Raw genomic sequence first — 18,764 nt, forward strand, 5'->3', positions numbered from 1 at the left:
CACCGCTACCGCAAGCGAACCCCCGCAATGGCCATCGGGCTGAGCGGCCACGTCTGGACCTGGGAGGAATTCCTGACTCGGAGAATTCATCACTGATGAGTAGAGTCACTACCTATAGATCCTTCGGCCTGCAACCACTTGCGCAGACGCCGGTTACGGTGTGGCCGGCCTCAGGATGACGTCGGCGGGGATTTGTGCGGATTCCCAATCACCGCCGCCGCGGCTGGTAGTTGAAGACGGTCTGTCGGTTGCGGCCGATGGTGCGGGCGTCCTTCATCAGGAAGCCGGCGCGGCGCGCGTCGGCGGCCTGCAGGTCGGGGAGGAGGCGCGCGTTCGGGGCCACCAGCACGCCCAATTGGATCATCCGCCCGCGGCAGATCTCCACGTAGTGCGACAGGCTGAAGCGCATCGCGGCGCGCCCGGCCTCGAGATGGTGGAAGGCGAACTCCTGCGCGAAATCCTCGCCCACGCCGTAGGTGCAGTCGTCGCCCGGCGGCTGGATCTCGTGCGTCTTCAGCGCCTCGACCATCGCCGCCAGCGACGCGAAGGAGCGCACGTGCGCCGAGTCCATCGCCTGCCGCACCAGGCGGTCGGCCATCAGCGCGCGCAGCAGCTCGCGTTCGGGGACGAGGTCCGTCGCGCGCACCTCGTGCGGGCGGGCGACGGTGCCGCGCGCCAGGTCGTACGCCACGAAGCGCGTCCACAGGATGGGATGCGCGCCGCCGCAGTCGCAGTAGTTCGCCTCCTCCAGGCTCACGATCGAGCCCACCACCGACATCAGCCGGTACTTCATCTCGAACTCGCGCACCGGCACCTCGTCGTCGTGGTCGCTCGCCATCTTCGCCCACTCGGCGTCGGCGACGCGGCGCGCGCTGAAGACGAGCGCGCCGTCGCTGGCCCGCCGCGCGGTGATGTCGCGCTCCGTCCACGCCACGTCGAACCCGCCCGAGCGCCCGCGCCAGATCGCCTGCTGCGCGTCGGCCGCCGTGGCGCCGAGGCCGGCCATCATCAACAGCGGTAGGGAGATGCGGGAGATCGCAAGCATCCGTGTCCTCGGGGAGATGGGGATCGGGGGATGATGCCCGTCCGCTACGCGGGGAGCGGGAGCGGAGATTCGAAGATGACGCGCCGCACCTCGCCGGGGACGACGAGCGCGGCGTTGGCGGCTGCGGCGAGCTCCGGCGGCGCCTCGGTGAAGCCCAGACCGCGGAACATGGCGAGCGAGGCCGCGTTGTCCTCGCGCACGTCGGCGTAGACGCGGGTGACGCCGTCGCGGTACGCCTCCGCGCACGCCGCGCGCACGAGCTGGCGCCCCAGTCCCAGCCGCCGCGCCCACGGCGACACGCCGACCGAGCGCACCCAGTGGCCGGGGAGCGCCACCCCCTCCGCCGCGTACTCGTCCACGAAGGTGAAGCCGCGCACCGTCCCCCGCGCGTCGAACGCGGCGACCGGGAAGCCTTCCGCCGCCCACCGGCCGCGCACCTGCCGGGCGATGAGGTCGCGCATCCGCGGCAGCGCCTCGGCGGCGAAGGCGTCGAGCGCGGCGGCGTCGCCCGGGCCGGCGCGGCGGATGCGGACCTGTCCCACGTGCCGGGCGCGCATCCGCCGCGTGGCCGGGGAGGAGCGGACGAAGCGGAGGGCGGGGCCGAGCACCCGGCGCGCGCCCGCGCCGGCGCGCTGCATCGCCCACGCGGCGGCGCGGTGGGTCGCGCCGAACTCGAACGTGCGCCCGCCGCGACGGACCGCCATCACGCGGCCGTGGACCTGGCAGGCGTCGTCCTCCATCGCGCCGTGCAGCGTCCCCAGCCGCGGCGGTTGGACGGCGGCGACGACGCGGACGGACCACGGCCCGCCGCAGCGCACCAGCGCCAGGTCGCCGCGGCGCAGCGCATCGCCCCCGCACCGCTCGATCCCCATCTCGTCGCCCGGGCGCAGGAGCGGCGCGAAGGTGCGGCCGTTCACCGGGAGCCAGGCCAGCTCGCCCGGGGCGGCGGCGCGGAGTCGCGCGAGGACGTCGCCGCCCGGCGCGGCCGCATCTCCCGAAAACACGCGAGGCGCGGAGGACGCGGCCCGTTCCGCGCGCTCCACGCCCCGGTGCCAGCTCACGTTGCTCAGCGGTGGGAGTCGTGCTGGTGCGGCATCCCCGGCGTGTGCGTGTGCTCCGCCGCGGGCCGGGGAGTCGCGGGCTTCGCGGGCGCGGCGGCCGTGCCGTGGCTCATCCCCGCCATCCCCCCGTGCGGGTGGCCGGAAGGGGCCGAGCCGCCGTGCATGTGGCCGCTTCCCTCCTGGTTCCCCGTGTGCACCAGGTGCCAGTCGAGCTTGAGCTGCGGGTCGTTGCGGTCCACCCCCGGCCAGCGCGCGTCGCCGTCGGGAACCAGCGCGCCGCCCAGCGCTCCCATCGCGCCGCTGGGGATCATCCGCCCGGTCGGGTTGTCGTACTCCGCCGTCAGCCGGTACAGGTGGTCCGGTCGCACGGGCACACCCAGGCGCCAGACGAAGAGCCCGGTCGGCATCCCCACCACCTCGCCGTCGGCATCCAGCGTCGGCCGCGACTCCCAGATCACTTTGTTGGCGGTGACGTCGGTCAGCCGCAGCGCGGTGCCGTACTGGTGCAGGTGCCCGCCGAGGCCCAGGATGCGCCCCGCCACGGCCGGACGCGCCTCCCAGCTGCGGCTGGAGCGCCCCGGCGGCAGGTCCCACGAGTGCAGGCTCGCGGGCGGCATCACGTCCATGTAGAAGGGGAACACGGAGATCGGCTTCATCAGCGCGTCGCCCGGCGTGTAGCCGAAGTGGATGCGCAGGGTGACGCCCCTGTAGTCGCGCCCGGTGGGATTGTGCATCATCGAGGTGACGATGAGCTCCTGGCCGCGGCGCACGCGGTAGCCCAGCATCCGCGGCAGGCCGACGGGCGGCGTCTCCTGCCCGGCGGCCGCCACGCGCAGCATGATGGGGCTGAACAGCTCGCGCTGCCCGGGGGCGATCACGTTCACGTGGTGCAGCGTGCGCCGGGGAACGGGGCGGCCGCGCGCGTCCACCATCTCCACCCGGAAGCCGTGCAGCCAGCCGTCCACGGGGATGCTGGCGTGGTACGCTGGCAACTGCTTGTGGCCGCCGGCGGCCGGCAGGTCCACCGGGCCCACCTCCAGCACCAGGTCCCTGTTCGGCGCGTCGACGCGGACGCGCAGCCCCGTCAGGTTCGCGGCCGCCGTCGCGGGCGCCTGCGCGTGCGCGAGGGAGAGGGTCGACGGCAGCGCGGCCAGCATCACGAGGCCGCGGAGGTGCGCGCTGCGGAATCGCATGGGTCGGTGCGGAAGGATCGCGATGGATCGGTGTGGCTGCGGATCAGGCGCGGAATCGCGCGGAGGCGTGCCCCACAACGTAGCAGGAAAGTGCACGCTTGGGGAGTGGCGGGGCATGCTTCAGGCGGGAACGACGTCCGAGAGGAGTATGCGAATAAATTCGCGGCTACAACCACACGAAGTCCCCTCCGGGGACTACAGGCGTCGTCGCGGACGAGGCCACGGCGCTCGCGACGGGCCTCCAAATCGGTGAACCCGGGAAGCCGGTCGCGAGCACCGTAATCGCAGCCGATGGGAAGCCGGTAGTCCGCGAAGGCGGACTTCGTGTGGTCGTAGCCGCGAATTTATTCGCATTGTCCCCCGACGATGCCCGGCCACTCTCTCCGGCCACTCTCTCCGGCCACTCTCTCCGGCCACTCGACCGCGGCGGCGCCCGCGGCCGCGGTCGCGCCCGCACCCTACGTCGCCACTGCGAGAGACTTGGCCTTCGTCACCGTATCGGGGTCGGGCTCGCGGCCGAGGATGGCGTCGGCGATCAGGGGGCCGTGGAACTTGCCGTTCTCGATGAAGATCTTGTTGGCGTCGTAGCCCGCCGCCAGCACCCCCGCGATGTACACGCCGGGGACGTCCGTCGCCATCGTCGAGCGGTCGTGCGTCGGGATGCCGGTCTTGGGGTCGATGGTGACGCCAAGCGCGCGCAGGAGGCCGGGGTCCGGCTCGTATCCCGTCATCGCCAGCACCCAGTCGTTCGGCAGGGTGCGGATCTCGCCCGTCTCCAGGCTCTCCACGTCCACCTCGCGCGGGCGGATGGCGACGACGCGGTGGCGCCAGAGGACGGGGATGGATCCCTCGGCGATGCGGTTCTCCATGTCGGGACGCACCCACGGCTTCACGCCGCGGTCCAGCTTGTCGAAGAGGTGGACGATGGTCACGCGCGCGCCCTCGCGCCAGGTGGTGAGCGCCGCGTCGGCCGCGCTGTTCCCCGCGCCGATGACGACGACGTCCTGGTCGAAGTAGAGGAACGGCTCGGTGAAGTAGTGCACCACCTTGTCGAGTTCCGCGCCGGGCACGTCCAGCCGCCGCGGCGTGTCGAAGTAGCCGGTGGCGATCACGATGTTCCTGGCCCGGTACTCGGCGTCGTCGGCGTCGCGGATGCGGGTGCGCAGGATGAAATCATCCCCGTCGCGCTCGATCTCGACCACGTCCTCGTACTGGTGCACGTCGAGCCCGAAGTACGTCACCAGCTTGCGGTAGTAGCGCAGCGCCTCGCGCCGGGTGGGCTTGTCGCCCGCCGTGGTGAAGGGAACGTTGGCGATCTCCAGCTTCTCCGGCCCGCTGAAGAACGTCGTGTACGTGGGATACCGGTAGACGGACCAGGTCACCGGCCCGCGGTCGAAGTTCACGCACGAGAGGCCGCGCTCCCTGGCGGCCACGCCCACCGCCAGCCCGCACGGCCCCGCCCCCACCACCGCGATGTCGAACGGCTGCTGCTCAGCCATCTGCGCTCGTCTGCCCGGGATACGACGCGTCCCGCCGGCACCGCGCCGTCGGGACGTGGAAGAATATCGCCGGAGCGAGCCTCCGGCCAAGTTCGTGCCGCGAACTCCTATTGGGATTTACCCACGAGTGGGCGGAGCGAATCCTCCACAAATTGATTTGGCTTCCAGCCCTTGAGGATGCGGTCAAGGACGAACGTGTCCGTAGCACCCAGCGCCAAGCCCAGCGCTGTCCCTAAGCCGCCTGCCCCGATCGAATCCAAACCTACGCCTAAACCTGAGAACAAAAGCCAACGGACAGTCTTGGAGGGGAGTTTATCCACCCAAGTCGAAGTAGTCACACTCCTGAAGTATTCCTTGATCAAGTCTGCGTCCGCCGGCTGGCTATGTAGCCAACTCTTGAACTTGGCCGCCTTCTCGAGCAACCGAAGGACATCCTCGACGCCAATTCGACCGGTGTTGACAGCTTCGCGAATGGCACGACCATCAGCAAACAAGAAGTCCTGAAATCGTGCTATGTTCGATTCATTTTCGGCGCGCCTCGCGAGAAGCGAATCAATCCGTACGGCTGCTACGACCGAGTTCACTGGATCTGCTGCCATATCTGCCCCAGAACGCGCGGCATCCTCCAAAATCTCGCGAGCACTAAGGAAATGCGCTAACAAGAATGCGGGTGTTAGCGGATCTGCCCGAAACGTGGTTCGACGAAACAATGCGTTTGCGACCACAAAATCGATGTTCGTCAGAACCCGTAACCCGTCCTCGACCTGTTGCACCTCAAATCGTGTATTCGACGGAAGATCGAGTCCCGGGGCAAAGATGCGTAACATGTGACGAACAGCTAAACTGACATACTCCGAGTCTAGCAGATCCGAGGTGACTCGCGTTGTTATTGCAGAGTCTGTTTGTTCAACGATGAGTCTTCGGCATACCTGCGCAGTAACTCTCCGCGCTCGTCCTCGACGACCGATCACTTCCTCAAGGGCACGCCTAATTAGCACTTCTGGTCCAGCAACACCGGTTTCACCTGCTGCAAGCGCCATGACCACAGGATGGTAGCGTTCGCGCGCACTTCCAGTGTTCGCAGTGTGGATTCCAGTTAGCCCCTGCTGGAACCTAAACTTTGCCACGCCGCTGTTCAGAAGCGCGAGAAGCCCCTCCGGGGACCACATCCTAGCGATCTGCTTAATGACTCCTGGATTGACCAGGACTTCAGCCTCGCCATAGAACAGCAGTCCCTCGACCAACGCGCCAAGATCGAGCGGTGTATCTGCGTCCAGCGGACTGTGCGGTCGGAGGCTTAGTTTCTCGAACATTCCCTGTCTTTCAGCGTTGCTCGCATCCTTGCTCTAACCAATCCACCCAAGCAGTCACGCTCGGTGTCCGAGCGGCGAGACAAATCTCCGTAGTATAACATGTACTCCTTAAGCACCGTGGCGAAGGGCGCCGTATTAGGAATGAGGGATAAGCACGAATAGGGGAGGCAGCCTTCTGCCGCCCGTGCTTTTGTTCGACGTCGTGTAGGCCCCGCGGGAACAGACGTTGGGACCCGATCGGGACGATGAGGAGATTTGGGATCACGCAGAGTCAGCAGGGTCAGCAGAGAGAACAGCTTCAGTTCTCTGCTGACCCTGCTGACTCTGCGTGAGACCTTCTGTTCCAGGAATCAATCTGCCGCGATCTCGTCCGGGATCTCGCGCCGCTCGGCGGCGGTGGCGCCGTTCGTCGCCGCGTCCACCGCCTGCTCGAAGTCGGCGATCAGGTCGGCGGCGTCCTCGATCCCCAGCGACACGCGCACAAAGCCGTCGCGGATGCCGTTGGCGGCGCGCTCCTCGGGCGTCATCGCCGAGTGCGAGGTGTAGCGCGGCTCGCTCACCAGCGTCTCTACGCTGCCCAGCGACGGGGCCACCTTCGCCAGCTGCAGCGCGCGGACGAAGCGCGCCGCCGCCGGTCCCCCGCCCGCGATCTCCAGCCCGATCATCCCCCCGAAGCCGTCCAGCACCCGCCGCGCCGTCTCGTAGTCCCGGTGCGACGGGATCCCCGGGTAGTGCACGCGCGCGATCCCCGGGTGCGAATCCGCCCAGAGCGCGACCGCCAGCCCGTTGGCGTTGTGGCGCTCCATCCGTAGCGCCAGCGTCTTCATCCCCCGCTCCAGCAGCCACACGCCGTGCGGGTCGAGCGCCGGCCCCCAGATCTTCGCGCGGTCGCGCACCGCCTTCACCCGCGCGGCGCCGCCGGCGATCACCCCCGCGGTCACGTCGCTGTGGCCGCCCAGGTACTTGGTGCCGCTGTGCATCACCAGGTCTACCCCGTGCTCCAGCGGCCGCGAGTTGATCGGCGACGCGAAGGTCGAATCCACCATCACCACCGCGCCGCGTGCGTGCGCCTCGTCCGCCAGCGCGCGCAGGTCTAGCACGCGGACCAGCGGGTTCGACGGGCTCTCGCCGATCACCAGCTTCGTCTCCGGGCGGAACGCGTCGGTCCACCCGGGGGCGAACATGTCGACGAACGTCGTCGTGATCCCCAGCCGCGGCAGCTCGTTCTCCAGCAGCGCGCGGGTGCCGCCGTAGATGGCGTCCGTCGCGACGACGTGGTCGCCCGCCTGGACGACGGAAAGGACGGCGCACGACATCGCCGCCATCCCGCTGGCCAGGACGACGGCGTCCTCCGCCCCCTCCAGCGCGGCGATGCGCGCCTCGGCCAGCACGTGGTTGGGCGCGTTGCCATAGCGCTGGTAGAGCACCGGGCCGCGGCCGTCGGGGTCGTTGTAGAAGGTGGTGGAAAGGACGATGGGGTTCACCACCGGCCCGTAGAGGTCCTTCGCCCCCTCGCCCGCGTGCACGGCGCGGGTGGACGGCCCGGGCGTGCGGCTGGGATCAGTCATCGAGCAGCATGGACAGGGGCGTCACCGTGCCGTCGGGGTGCGGGGTGACCACCCGGTGGTTGATCAGCGCGGCCAGCGTGGCCTCCACCGCGTCGGGCGAAAGGCCCGTGTCGGCAGAGAGCTCGGCGGCGCCGGCGCGGCCGCGGCGCGTCAGCGCGTCCCACGCGGCGCGATGCACCGGCGTGGCCGCCCCCATCAGCTTCACCGTCCCCTCCTCGTCGCGCGCGACCAGGAGGAGCGAGTGCCGCTCCAGCACCGCCTCGATGGCCTCCTCGTGGTGCTCCTGCATCCCCAGCACCACGAAGTACGCCTCGGCCGGCCGCTCCTCGCCCAGGAAGCGCAGGAGGAGCTTGGCCACGATCTCGTCGGCGCACGAGTAGTCGAGCACGCGCACCTGCGAGAAGTCGAGGATCGACAGGCACGGCTCGGCGGGCCCGTCCATCTCCGCGATCTGGCTCTCCACGCCGGTGCGGATGGCGCGGCCGGTGGGGCGCGTCACCAGGTTGCTGAAGAGCGAGGTCACCGAGCGGCGCTGCACGGCCATGAGGCGGAAGGGGGCGCGGGTGACGAGGGCGGCCTGCACGCTGCGTCAGGCGTCAGCGACAGTGACCTTGTCCATGCGGTCGCCCTTCTGGAGCTGCCGCACCACGTCCATCCCCTGCGTGACCTTGCCGAACACGGTGTGCACCCCGTTCAGGTGCCGGGTGTTGGCCTCGCTCAGCACGATGAAGAACTGGCTCCCGCCGGTGTTCTTCCCCGCGTGCGCCATCGAGAGCGAGCCTTCCTCGTGCCGGTGGGGATTCCCCTCGGTCTCGCACTTGATCTGCCACCCGGGCCCGCCGGTGCCCACGCGCGGGTGGTTCAGCCCCAACTCCTTGGTCAGCGGGTCGCCGCCCTGCACCACGAAGTCGGGGATCACGCGGTGGAAGATGATCCCGTCGTAGAAGCCGCTCCCCGCCAGCTTCTCGAAGTTCGCCACCGTCCCCGGCGCCTCGTCGGGATAGAGCTCGGCGGTGAAGGTGCCTTTGTTGGTTTCGAAGGTCGCGGTTTTCATGAGTGCGTGAGTGCGAGAGTGCGAGAGTGCGAGAGTGCGAAAGCAGAACGGTGCCGCGATCGGATCACCCCGGACGCGGGCGCTGCGGTGGCGGCGACGCCGTCCGTGCGCGGGCGCCGGGGGCGGGCGCGGCGGGCTGCGGCGGCGCGGGCTCCTTCGCCGGCAGGATGATCTCGATCTGCGCGCCGGGGAAGTACGGCAGGTCCTTCGCCAGCGGCTGCGCGTCGTCCCACTCGGGAACGTCGGCGATCTTCGCGGTGCCCGAGCGGATGGAGATCTTGCCGCCCCACTTTCCCACGCGCTTGCGGATCTGCTTGAGCCCCTGGCCGCGCCCCGGCTCGCGGAAGCGGGTGACGCCGTGGATGAACGCCGCCTCCAGCGCCGTCGCGTCGCCCCAGCGATCGCCGAAGCGCGCGGCGTGCTCGCGCTCGAGCGAGCCCTTGAAGCCCACGCCCAGGTCCATCACCGCGATCACCGCCACCTGCCGCTCGATTCCGCGCCAGCGCCGGTAGGTCTGGATCCCCACCCAGCCGGGCGCGGCGGCGTGCTCGATGATGTTCTGGGAGACTTCGGAGAGGAGGACGCTGAAGCCGATGGCGTCGACCTTGGAGTGGCCGAGCTTCTCGGTCAGCAGCGCGCTCACCCGCCCCTCGTTCAGCTCGTTGACGACCGCGTGCACGTCGTCGGCCGAGTTGATCACGGTGATGGGCAGCAGCGCGCCGCTCTCGGGGACGCGGCCGCGCGGCGCCGCCATCTCGAACGCATTGGCCGCCGCGGCCAGGAAGCCCATCCCCCCGAAGTAGCGCACCACCTCGGGCGACTGCGGAAGCTGCAGCATGGGCCGCCCGCCTCCCTCGCCCAGCCAGGTGCCGAGCGCCAGCAGGCCCAGCATCCCGTACGGGTCGGCGAAGCGCACGTGGCGCGCGTCGAAGAGCAGCTTCTCGTCGCCCGCGCCGGCCGATTCGGCGAGGAGCGCCTCGAAGGCGTCGCCGTTCAGCGTCGGGGGCACCGCCACCACGCGCGTCATGCGCCGGTCCGTCCGTTCGTCGGCATGCCCGGCAAACTACTCGCGGAGAGGGGAATCGGAAAGTGTTCGGTGTGGAAGCGGGATGCCGATTGCACCCGGAACAATCCCGCACCGACGTTGCCCCAAGGCCGGCCAGACTGTAATTAGCGTCCGCGCAAGCGTCCTTGCGTGCGACAAAGCGGTGCCCCTGGACCCGACAAACTGGTGACCGCGCGGCGTGAAACGGGTGGGTCGCACCGCCACGCCGCGGTACCATTTGTTTGGCGCGCCTATCCGGCCAGCGCCGCCCACACCCATCCCAAGAGGCAGACGATGAAGAAGCTCGCGCTCAAGCTCGAGGACATCGGGGTCGAGTCGTTCGAGGTGCAGGAGAAGTCCCGCGGCGGGGTGGTAAGCCGGGAAGACACGGTCGATCCCAACTGCGGCGGCACCCATTCGCTGGCATATGCCACGCACTGCGACTGTTCGGGCGGCGCCAACTGCACCACGCCCTGCGTGGAGTACAGCCAGGCGACGGACCTCTACATCTGCTGCGGCTGACGCGATCTCCAGGTGCCATGCAAGGCAGAGCCGGCCGCCGGAGCTTCCGGCGGCAGGCTCTGCCTCGTTTCTCGCTCAGGACTCAGGACCCATACCGGCTGCCGCAATGGATTTTGCATTCCGCTCGGATGTCATCCGAGCGGCGCCACTGCTCCGAACCTTCAATCGCGCGGATGCCGAGCGGCGCCCGAGGAATCTGTGCCTGCGTCCGAGCGACAGGCGCCTGTGGCTCGGAAGCCGGCCACAGATTCCTCAGGCGCCACGACTTCGGCATGGAGGACAGGGCGGCGCGGCGCCTTCGGAATGACATTCTTTCCTCCAATGCGCAGTTGATCCGACGATTCGGTATCAGGACTCAGGACTTTCACCCCTTCCTCGCATACTTCAGCATCACGTTGCCGTTGGGATACGGCTTGGCCTCCAGCAGCTCCAGACGCACGGTCGACGGCACGCCGCTGACGAGCAGTTTCCCGCTTCCGAGCAGGACGGGGCCGACGATGAAGTGGTACTCGTCGATCAGCCCGCGCTCCGTGAGCTGGGAGACGATGGTGCCGCTGCCGAACAGCATGATGTTGCCACCCTCTCCACCCTTCATCGCCTCCACCTCGCGCGGGTCGAGGGTGGGATGGAGGTGGGAGTTCTGCCACGTCACCTCGTTGCGGGTGGTGGAGAACACGTGCTTCTCGGCCTGGTTGATCCATTTCGCCATCGCCACCATCTCGGGCGAGTGGCGGCTGGGGGTGTGAGGATCCGGCCCGGCCGGCGCGTCCTGGGACACGTGGGGCCAGAACGACTCGAACATCTCGTACGTCCGCCGGCCGAACAGCATGGTGCCGCTGCCGCCCAGGCCCCCCGCCGCCTCCCTGTCGAGCGCCTCCTCCGGCACCACCCATCCCAGCCCGCCGCCCGCGTCCGCGAAGTACCCGTCCGCCGACACCCGGTCGAACGCCACGATCTTCCGCATCGTCGCAACTCCTGTCCGTGTCCTGAACCTGCGGGGCTACCCCCCGGTGTCATCCTGAGGACGCGGTGCACCGAAGCCGCGTTCACACCAGCGCTTGTGCGCCCGAAGGATCTTGCATGGCGGGCTGGAGATCCGCTCGAAGGAGCAAGCCTGGCCGCACGGCCGAGTAGATCCTTCGGTCGGCGCCAACTCTCCGTTCAGACGCGGGTTGCGTTCGGCGCCTCCCTCAGGATGACACCGGGAGGTGTCGGGGGAATGTTCTCCGAACCGGGTGGCGATCACGTCCCGGACGTGGCCGCCCGCAGCCGCGCGGCCTTCTGGTTGAGGTAGTCTCGCTCGGGGATGCTGGCCGTCCCCTCCGCGGCGGCGCGGTAGTGGGCGAGGGCGCGCCCGGGGTCGCCCGCGCGCTCCAGCAGGTGCGCGCGGACGGCGTCCAGGCGGTAGTGGCCGCGCATCCGCGGGTCGGCCGCCAGCGCCTCCACCCGCTCCAGCCCCACCCGCGGCCCGTGCACCATCGCCGCGGCGATCGCGTGGTTGAGCGCGACCATGGGGTTGTCGGACATCCGCATCAGCACGCCGTAGAGCGCCATGATCTGCGGCCAGTCGGTGTCCTCCACGCGCGCGGCCTCGTCGTGCACCGCCGCGATCGCCGCCTGCAGCTGGTACGGGCCGGCGGCGCCCTTCGCCAGCGCTCCGGAGACGAGCGCGATCCCCTCATCGATCTCCTCGCGGTCCCACAGCGCGCGGTCCTGCTCGTCGAGGGGGATCAGCTCGCCGTGCGGGCCCGTGCGCGCGGCGCGGCGGGCGTCGGTCAGCAGCATCAGCGCCAGCAGCCCGGCAACCTCTCCATCGTCCGGGAGGAGATCGTTGAGCGCGTGGGCCAGTCGGATGGCCTCGCTGGAGAGATCGGTGCGCTGCAGCGAGGGCCCGATGCTGCTCGCATATCCTTCGTTGAAGATGAGATAGAGGACGTGTAGCACCGCCGCGAGCCGCCCCGCGCGCTCCCCTTCCCCCGGCATCTCGAAGGGGATGCCGGACGACCTGATGCCGGCCTTGGCGCGGCTGATCCGCTGCGCCATCGTGGCCTCGGGAACGAGGAAGGCGTTGGCGATCTCCGCCGTCGTCAAACCGCCCACCGCGCGCAGCGTCAGCGCGATGGCGGACGCCGGGGTGAGCGCGGGATGGCAGCACATGAAGAGGAGGACGAGGGTGTCGTCACGGTCCACGCCCACCTCGCCGTCGGGCGGGGGGACGAACGCCCAGTCGGCCCACACCGCCGTGGCCACGGAGTCCTCGCGGCGGCGGCGCGCCATCTCGCTGCGGAGATGATCGGTGAGCCGCCGCAGCGCGACGTGGTAGAGCCACCCGCGCGGGTTGGCGGGAACGCCCTCCGCCGGCCACTGCATCGCGGCGGCGATCAGCGCCTCCTGCACCGCGTCCTCCGCCGCGGCGAAGTCCCCGTGGCGGCGGGCCACCGCGCCGAGCACCTGCGGCGCCAGCTCGCGCAGCAGGTGCCCGACCGTAGCTTCCAGCGTCTCCGCCGTCACAGCTCGGTGGGTGGCGCGCTCATCACCTGCCGCACCTCGATGGGCATGTTCAGCGGCACGCCGCCGGGCCCGGGCGCCGCGGAGGCCTTCGCCGCCAGCTCGTACGCCCGCTCGGGCGAGGCCACGTCGACGATCCAGTAGCCGGCCAGGAACTCCTTGCTCTCGGCGAACGGCCCGTCGGTGATCGGCTGGCCGTCCTTCCCCGCGCGGACGAGCTTGGCCTGGCCCGGAGGCGTCAGCCCCTGCCCGTCGACCCACTCGCCCGCCGCGGTCAGCTCCTGGTTGAACTGGTGCATGAACGCGATGTGCGCCTGGAAGTCCTCGGGCGACCAGCCGCTGATCTGGTAGTCGCCGGTGCCGGCGGGCACGTGCATCATCATCATGTACTTCATGGTCCTGTCTCCTCCCTGGGGTCTGGCGCCGTGGTCCGGCGTTGCGAAAGGAGCCGTCGTTGGCCCTCGCGTACGGTAGTCGGAGCCGAGCGCGGGTTCTCTACATCACCTTCCGAAATCTTCTCGGCGATAATCTTCTCCGACGATAACGTGACGGGCGGGTAAACCCGCGGCTGGAACATTGGGAAGCCTCGCAAACTGCGCGAGACTGCGTGAATCCTGCGTGAGGGCCATGGCTACGTTGCCTCGCTGGCCTCGGAGTAGAGCTCCGGGCCCTCCCACAGCCAGTTCGCGGCCTGGTGGCGCTCGCGCGCGATGCTCATCGCGGTGGAGACGGCGTCGGGCGAGGCCCGGTCGATGCGGACGCCGTTCACCCCCAGGTCGCCGTCCACGAGGGTGAGGCCGCCGAGATCGAGCGGGCCGAACCAGGCCGTCGCCGCGAAGCTCGCGAAGTCCATCGGGCGCGGGCGGATGGAGAAGTCGCGCAGACGCCAGTGCAGCGCGAACAGCCGGTTGCGCAGCGTGGCGATCTCCTCGCGCGGGCGGAGCGGGGGCTCGGCCAGCAGCTCGGCCGCGGCGTCGGCGTCGAGCACGCCCATGCTCGTCAGCAACGTGCCGACGTCCACCACGCGGTCGTGCGGCGGAAGCTCGAACCGCCCGAGCGCCCACGCCAGCACCGCCAGCCCCTCCAGCCGCCAGGCGGCGTCCACGTGCCGCTGACCGTGCAACTCGCCCAGCGGCGTGCGCAGGATCTCGCGCTCTTCCGGCTCCATCTCCGCGTCGGCGCCGGCGTCGCGCGCCCACTCCAGCAGCCGCTCGTACGTCTCGTCGACCGCGGGCTGGCGGGCTTCGCGCTCGAGCATGGCCCGCGCGGTCAGCGCCGTCAGCGCTAGGGCGCGCGCCGCCACCCGCTCCGCCGACGGCGCCTCGTCGGCCGGACCCTCCTCGCCGGGCGCGGTGGGGCGCGAGCGCTCGTGCATCCGCGCGCCCAGCGGATCCGTGACGGGCACCTGCATCGCCACGCGCGGCCACACCGCCGCGGGATCCTCGGCCGGCTCGCCGCCCGCGCCGTAGAGGACACGGCCGCGCGCGTCACGCAGCGTGCCAGGGGTGAAGATCACCGCGTCCGTGGCCTCCGCGACCGCGAGCACTGCGGCCAGGCGAGGGTCGTCGAGCGACTTCAGCTCGGGCTTGAAGATGGTGGCCACGACGCCGCGGAACGTGCCGATCACCCCCATCACCCGCGCGGTCCGCGACGTGGCGGGGAATTGCGAGAAATAGCCCCGCATCCCGTCGACCTGCTGCGACCAGTTCGGCTCCGAGGAGAACGCGGGGTCGTACGACAGCGTGAGCGTGCGCCGGCTCCACAACCTGCCGAACGTCGCCACGGCCTGCGTCCACGCGTCGTCGGGGCCGTCGAGCTGCACCGAGGGCGCGACCTCGCGCAGCCGCCGCGCGATGAGCCCCCGGTCCACATCCCGCAGGTAAAGCGAGATCAGCTCACCGACCATGTGGAAGTCTCCAAATCAGGGGGATTGATGATGCAGATCGATGGAGAAGTGAGCAACGTGTGACGGAGATGGAGATCACGAGGCGGGCTGCTCCGGGTGAAGCACTGCTGCGTCGCACCGGATCTCGTGCTGCCACGATGATAGATCCTTCGGCCTGCAAACGCTTGCGCAGACGCTGATTACAGTCTGGCCGGCCTCAGACTCAGGATGACGTCAGCGTGGATCGGTCTGAATGCATCACCCAACTCCCGCATCTCGTCATGCCCACGCCTCCCGCCGCGCGACGAGGTGCTCGTACAGGGCCGTCGCGCCGCGGTGCTCCATCTTCACGACGGCGGCGGCGTTGGCGCGCTCGACGGCCGCGCGCAGGCCCAGGCCGCCGAGCAGGCCGCACCACGCCGCCGCGCCCCAGACATCGCCCGAGCCGGTGGGATCGCCGCTTGTCACGCGGTGATGCGCGGGGACGTGGCCCGCGCCGGCGGCGGTGATGCGCCGCTCGCCGCGCAGCCCCGGCCGCGCCTCGTCGCCGCCGCGCGCGGCGAAGGCGGCGCCGCGGGGGCCGAGGGTGACCAGCGCCGCATCCGGCCCGTACGCCAGCAGCTCGGCGGGGGGATCGGTGGGAGACGGCGGCGGGGCGATCAGCGCGCGCTCCTCCTCGTTCATCTGCACCACGTCGAAGCAGCCGAGCCAGCGCTCCCAGTCGGGGAGGCGGCGCGGGAGGCGCGGCCCGTCGCGCGGAGGACCGAGGAAGAGCGAGTGGAAGTCGGCGTAGACGGGGCCGGGAAAGCAGCGCGCCAGCCGCTCCGCCGACGCGAGGTCCATCTCCCAGCCGGAGAAGAAGTTGACGAGCAGCGCGTCGAGCCCGGCGACGTGCGGCGCCAGCTCGTCCCACGTCCACCCGCGCACGCCGCCGCGCATCTGCTCGCCGCGGTTGTGCTCGTCGGTGTAGACGAGCTCGACGCGGTTGTTCGGCTGGTCCACGGGGACGACGGCCGTGCGCGGCCCGACGCCGCCGAGCGTGTCGAGGTACGCGTGCGCGCGGCCGAGCAAGTCTGCGCCGACGTGCGCGATGGGGACGATCTCCCACCCCTCGGGTCGCGTGGCCGCCGCGGAGGCGAGGGAGTACGCCATCCCGCCCCACGACTCGAACGCGCGCCCCGCCGCCTGGTCCGCCAGCGTCCAGCAGGTGTCCCAAACGAAGGTGCCGAGGATGCCGAGGCGTTTCACGGGATGAGTGCGGGAGTGCGAGAGTGCGAGAGTGCGAGAGTGCGTGAGTGCGTGAGTGCGTGAGTGCGTCGTGAATCCGGGCGGCGGGAAGGTACGAGAGATCAGGCGGCTGCGGCAGGGGGCGGATTGATTACGGGCGGGTAAACCCGCGGGCTGGAACATTGGGAAGCCTGCTGCGCAGGCTGCGGCGCCGACCTTTCGCGCGATTCGTCCGCCTCTCCGCGAAAAAGAAAAGCCTCGCGCTGTTTGCGAGGCTTCCCAATGTTCCAGCCGCGGGTTTACCCGCCCGTCCCGATGCATGGCCGACGATCCGATCCCCGCCCATCACTGGGCACTGGGCACTGGGCACTGGGCACTCAGCACTTCAAACGTGCCCGTAGTTCTCCTTCTTGAACACCGCCGCCGCGCCCACCACGCCCGCGGTGCCGGGGAGCGTGCCCGAGACGATGCGGCAGCACTCCTGCGCGCTCTTGAAGGCGCGGCGCCGCACCTCCGCGCGCAGCGGCTCGAACAGGTGCTCGCCCGCGCGCGTCACCCCGCCGGCGATCACCACCATCTCGGGGTTCAGGATGTTGATGATGCTGGCGATCCCCGCGCCCAGGAACTTGGCGGTGTCCTTCATCACCTCGTTGGCGTAGGGGTCGCCCTCGACGACGGCCTCGTAGACCGTCGCCGCGGTGATGTCCTCGACCTTGCCGCCCACCATGTCCAGCAGCAGCGACGGCGCGCCCGCCTCCAGCCCCTCCACCGCGCGCGTGGCGATGGCCGGGCCGCTGGCGTACTGCTCCAGGCACCCGTAGTTGCCGCACTTGCAGCGCCGCCCGTTGCTGTCGATGGTCATGTGGCCGATCTCGCCGGCCACGTCGCTGCAGCCGTGGTAGATCTCGCCGTTCAGCACGATCCCGCCGCCGATCCCCGTCCCCAGCGTCAGCCCGACGAGCGTCTGCGTCCCCCGCCCGGCGCCCATCCACCACTCGCCGTAGGTGGCGCAGTTGGCGTCGTTGTCCAGCGTGCAGGGGAGGTGGAGCTGGTTGGCCATCAGGTCGCGCAGCGGGAAGTTGCGCCACCCCAGGTTGGGCGTGTTGATCACCGTTCCCGTCTTGCGGTCCAGCGGCCCCGGCGAGCCGATCCCCACGCCGGCGACGGCATCCCGCGTCGTCCCGTGCTGGGTGGTGACCTCCTCGATGGACTCCTCGACCATCGCCACCATCTTGTCGACCACGTACTTGGCGCCGCGCGTGGCGTCGGTGGGGTGCGTGCGCAGCCCCAGGACCTCGCCCCCCTCGATGGGGATGAGGCCCACGACGATGTTGGTGCCGCCCAGGTCCACGCCTGCGATCCAGCGCTTCTCGGCCGTTCCGGGGGTCATGTGCTCTCCAGTGGGGATGGGGCGGAGGCGGTGTCGCTTTCGGCCTGCAGCTCGGCCAGGCCGCGCCGCGCGCGGGTCAGCCCGCGGCGGCGGATCTCGCGGCGCAGCTCGCGGTTGCGGCGCCACTTCTCGGGGTCGGCGTAGGGCCGCTCGTGGTGGAGATGGAGCACCGGCGCGCGGTGGCGCAGCTGCTTCCCGCGCACGCCCGCGTTCTCCAGGCACTCGCCCACCGCGCGGTCCAGCCCGCCGTACGCCATGTCCAGGTCGTAGCCGTTCACCCGGAACAGGTCGGCGCGCCAGCCGCTGGCGTTGTGCCCGTTCCACGTCGCCCCCGTAGGCGTCAGCGCGTCGAGCAGCGTCGCCAGGAGACGCGAGCGGGTGAGCCGCAGCGTGCGCCGCCCCGGGTTCCACCCCCGCGCACGGAGCCAGCCCGGATCGGCGACGCGGCCGCTGCGCACGTCGTCGGGGGTGATGGCCTCGCTGACGGCGCGCGGGAGCTTCAGGTAGCCGCCGGAGAGGAATCGCCCCGGCTTGGCCAGCCGCAGGTGCGTCGCCACGAAGTCCGCGCGGGGGATGCAGTCGCCGTCGGTGAAGATGAGGTAGTCCCCGCGCGACGCGAGGATGGCGCGGTCCAGGATCTCCGTCTTCCGGAACCCCCGGTCCTCGTGCCAGACGTGGAGGATCTCCATCCCCGACTCATGGCGGACGCGGTCGATCACCTCCCGCGTCTCCTCGCCCGACCCGTCGTCGGCCACCACCAGCTCGAAGTCGCGCCGCGACTGCACGGCGAAGCCCCACAGCACCAGCTCCAGCGCGCGCGGGCTGTTGTAGGTGGTGAAGATGACCGACGCGCGCTCCGGCATCACCACCGCGGGGGCGAGACGATGCCGACCGCGGGCTTCCCTTCGCCGAACAGCATCCAGCCGCGCACGGTGCGGTAGACGAGCCAGGCCAGGCTGCCGAACCCCAGCACCATCATCAGCAGGAAGGCCATGGGGAAGAAGGCGAGGACGGCCATGAGCACGCCGAAGATCATCACCACGAACGCGGCGATGGAGACCAGGAAGGTGTCCACCAGCCAGTTGCAGTGCGATTCCAGCCAGGTGCCGCGCACGGCGTCGCGCTTGGTGTAGGCGATGATGGCGGAGACGATGTACAGCGGCCCGAACGCGAACGACGCGGCAAGGAGGATGTAGCCGATCTGCACCGTCTGCCGGTGCTGCGCGAGCGGATCGACGGGCGCGGCGTAGTACGGTCCGGCCGGCGCGTACCCCGGCGCGGGGGCGCCGTACTGGGGCGTCGAGCTGCCGTACCCCGCCGCCGGCTGCTCGTACGGCGCCGGGCGCTCGGGGATGGAGTAGCGCGGCTGCGTCTGCGCCGGCGTCATGGTCCGGCCGCACGCGGGGCACGCGGCGGCCGAGTCGGACACCGGAGACCCGCAGTCGGGACACGCG

Annotated in this window: 18 protein-coding genes; 1 reads left to right on the top strand and 17 read right to left on the bottom strand. The window is 70.3% G+C overall.

Annotated features, from left to right (window positions below; all coding sequences use genetic code 11):
* Positions 1-208 precede the first annotated feature (208 nt).
* The 9 genes from VF092_00165 to VF092_00205 form a co-directional block, all read right to left on the bottom strand.
* Complete coding sequence (locus tag VF092_00165) at positions 209-1,045, bottom strand: hypothetical protein (GenBank protein HEX6745695.1); 837 nt, start codon at positions 1,043-1,045, stop codon at positions 209-211.
* Between the two features lie 44 nt (positions 1,046-1,089).
* Positions 1,090-2,106, bottom strand: a complete 1,017-nt coding sequence (locus VF092_00170) for a GNAT family N-acetyltransferase (GenBank protein ID HEX6745696.1) — start codon at positions 2,104-2,106, stop codon at positions 1,090-1,092.
* A gap of 5 nt (positions 2,107-2,111) precedes the next feature.
* The gene (locus tag VF092_00175) at positions 2,112-3,299 is read right to left on the bottom strand and encodes a hypothetical protein (GenBank protein HEX6745697.1); all 1,188 of its coding nucleotides are present in this window, start codon (positions 3,297-3,299) and stop codon (positions 2,112-2,114) included.
* A 458-nt stretch (positions 3,300-3,757) separates the two neighbouring features.
* Positions 3,758-4,798 (bottom strand): YpdA family putative bacillithiol disulfide reductase, encoded by a 1,041-nt coding sequence (locus tag VF092_00180; protein HEX6745698.1) that lies wholly within the window; start codon positions 4,796-4,798, stop codon positions 3,758-3,760.
* A 107-nt stretch (positions 4,799-4,905) separates the two neighbouring features.
* Positions 4,906-6,111, bottom strand: coding sequence for a hypothetical protein (locus tag VF092_00185; GenBank protein HEX6745699.1), 1,206 nt, complete (start codon positions 6,109-6,111; stop codon positions 4,906-4,908).
* Between the two features lie 350 nt (positions 6,112-6,461).
* The gene (locus tag VF092_00190) at positions 6,462-7,679 is read right to left on the bottom strand and encodes a PLP-dependent aspartate aminotransferase family protein (GenBank protein HEX6745700.1); all 1,218 of its coding nucleotides are present in this window, start codon (positions 7,677-7,679) and stop codon (positions 6,462-6,464) included.
* Positions 7,672-8,262, bottom strand: a complete 591-nt coding sequence (locus VF092_00195; GenBank protein HEX6745701.1) for a hypothetical protein — start codon at positions 8,260-8,262, stop codon at positions 7,672-7,674. The genes VF092_00190 and VF092_00195 overlap by 8 nt, the downstream gene beginning before the upstream one ends.
* Before the next feature lie 6 nt (positions 8,263-8,268).
* Complete coding sequence (locus VF092_00200; GenBank protein ID HEX6745702.1) at positions 8,269-8,733, bottom strand: peptidylprolyl isomerase; 465 nt, start codon at positions 8,731-8,733, stop codon at positions 8,269-8,271.
* A gap of 64 nt (positions 8,734-8,797) precedes the next feature.
* The gene (locus tag VF092_00205) at positions 8,798-9,760 is read right to left on the bottom strand and encodes an ATP-binding protein (GenBank protein ID HEX6745703.1); all 963 of its coding nucleotides are present in this window, start codon (positions 9,758-9,760) and stop codon (positions 8,798-8,800) included.
* A 312-nt stretch (positions 9,761-10,072) separates the two neighbouring features.
* Here VF092_00205 and VF092_00210 point away from each other — a divergent pair, with 312 nt between their 5' ends.
* Complete coding sequence (locus VF092_00210) at positions 10,073-10,300, top strand: hypothetical protein (GenBank protein ID HEX6745704.1); 228 nt, start codon at positions 10,073-10,075, stop codon at positions 10,298-10,300.
* A 364-nt stretch (positions 10,301-10,664) separates the two neighbouring features.
* Here the strand turns inward: VF092_00210 and VF092_00215 are convergent, their stop codons facing one another.
* From VF092_00215 to VF092_00250, 8 genes are all read right to left on the bottom strand, one after another.
* On the bottom strand, positions 10,665-11,264 hold the full coding sequence (locus VF092_00215) for a dihydrofolate reductase family protein (GenBank protein HEX6745705.1): 600 nt from the start codon (positions 11,262-11,264) through the stop codon (positions 10,665-10,667).
* A 278-nt stretch (positions 11,265-11,542) separates the two neighbouring features.
* Entirely contained in the window at positions 11,543-12,811 is a 1,269-nt protein-coding gene (locus VF092_00220; GenBank protein ID HEX6745706.1) for a DUF6596 domain-containing protein, read from the bottom strand.
* Complete coding sequence (locus VF092_00225) at positions 12,808-13,203, bottom strand: YciI family protein (protein HEX6745707.1); 396 nt, start codon at positions 13,201-13,203, stop codon at positions 12,808-12,810. Before VF092_00225 ends, VF092_00220 begins: the two co-directional genes overlap by 4 nt.
* Positions 13,204-13,439: 236 nt before the next feature.
* Positions 13,440-14,714: a DUF4272 domain-containing protein gene (locus tag VF092_00230; GenBank protein ID HEX6745708.1), complete on the bottom strand. Its 1,275-nt coding sequence runs from the start codon at positions 14,712-14,714 to the stop codon at positions 13,440-13,442.
* A gap of 258 nt (positions 14,715-14,972) precedes the next feature.
* Positions 14,973-15,941: a PfkB family carbohydrate kinase gene (locus VF092_00235; protein ID HEX6745709.1), complete on the bottom strand. Its 969-nt coding sequence runs from the start codon at positions 15,939-15,941 to the stop codon at positions 14,973-14,975.
* Between the two features lie 364 nt (positions 15,942-16,305).
* On the bottom strand, positions 16,306-17,310 hold the full coding sequence (locus VF092_00240) for an ROK family protein (protein ID HEX6745710.1): 1,005 nt from the start codon (positions 17,308-17,310) through the stop codon (positions 16,306-16,308).
* Complete coding sequence (locus VF092_00245) at positions 17,307-18,173, bottom strand: glycosyltransferase family 2 protein (protein ID HEX6745711.1); 867 nt, start codon at positions 18,171-18,173, stop codon at positions 17,307-17,309. Before VF092_00245 ends, VF092_00240 begins: the two co-directional genes overlap by 4 nt.
* On the bottom strand, positions 18,173-18,739 hold the full coding sequence (locus VF092_00250) for a hypothetical protein (GenBank protein ID HEX6745712.1): 567 nt from the start codon (positions 18,737-18,739) through the stop codon (positions 18,173-18,175). Before VF092_00250 ends, VF092_00245 begins: the two co-directional genes overlap by 1 nt.
* Positions 18,740-18,764: the final 25 nt, after the last annotated feature.

Origin of the sequence: Longimicrobium sp. (assembly GCA_036377595.1) — a bacterium.
Classification (GTDB): Bacteria; Gemmatimonadota; Gemmatimonadetes; order Longimicrobiales; family Longimicrobiaceae; genus Longimicrobium.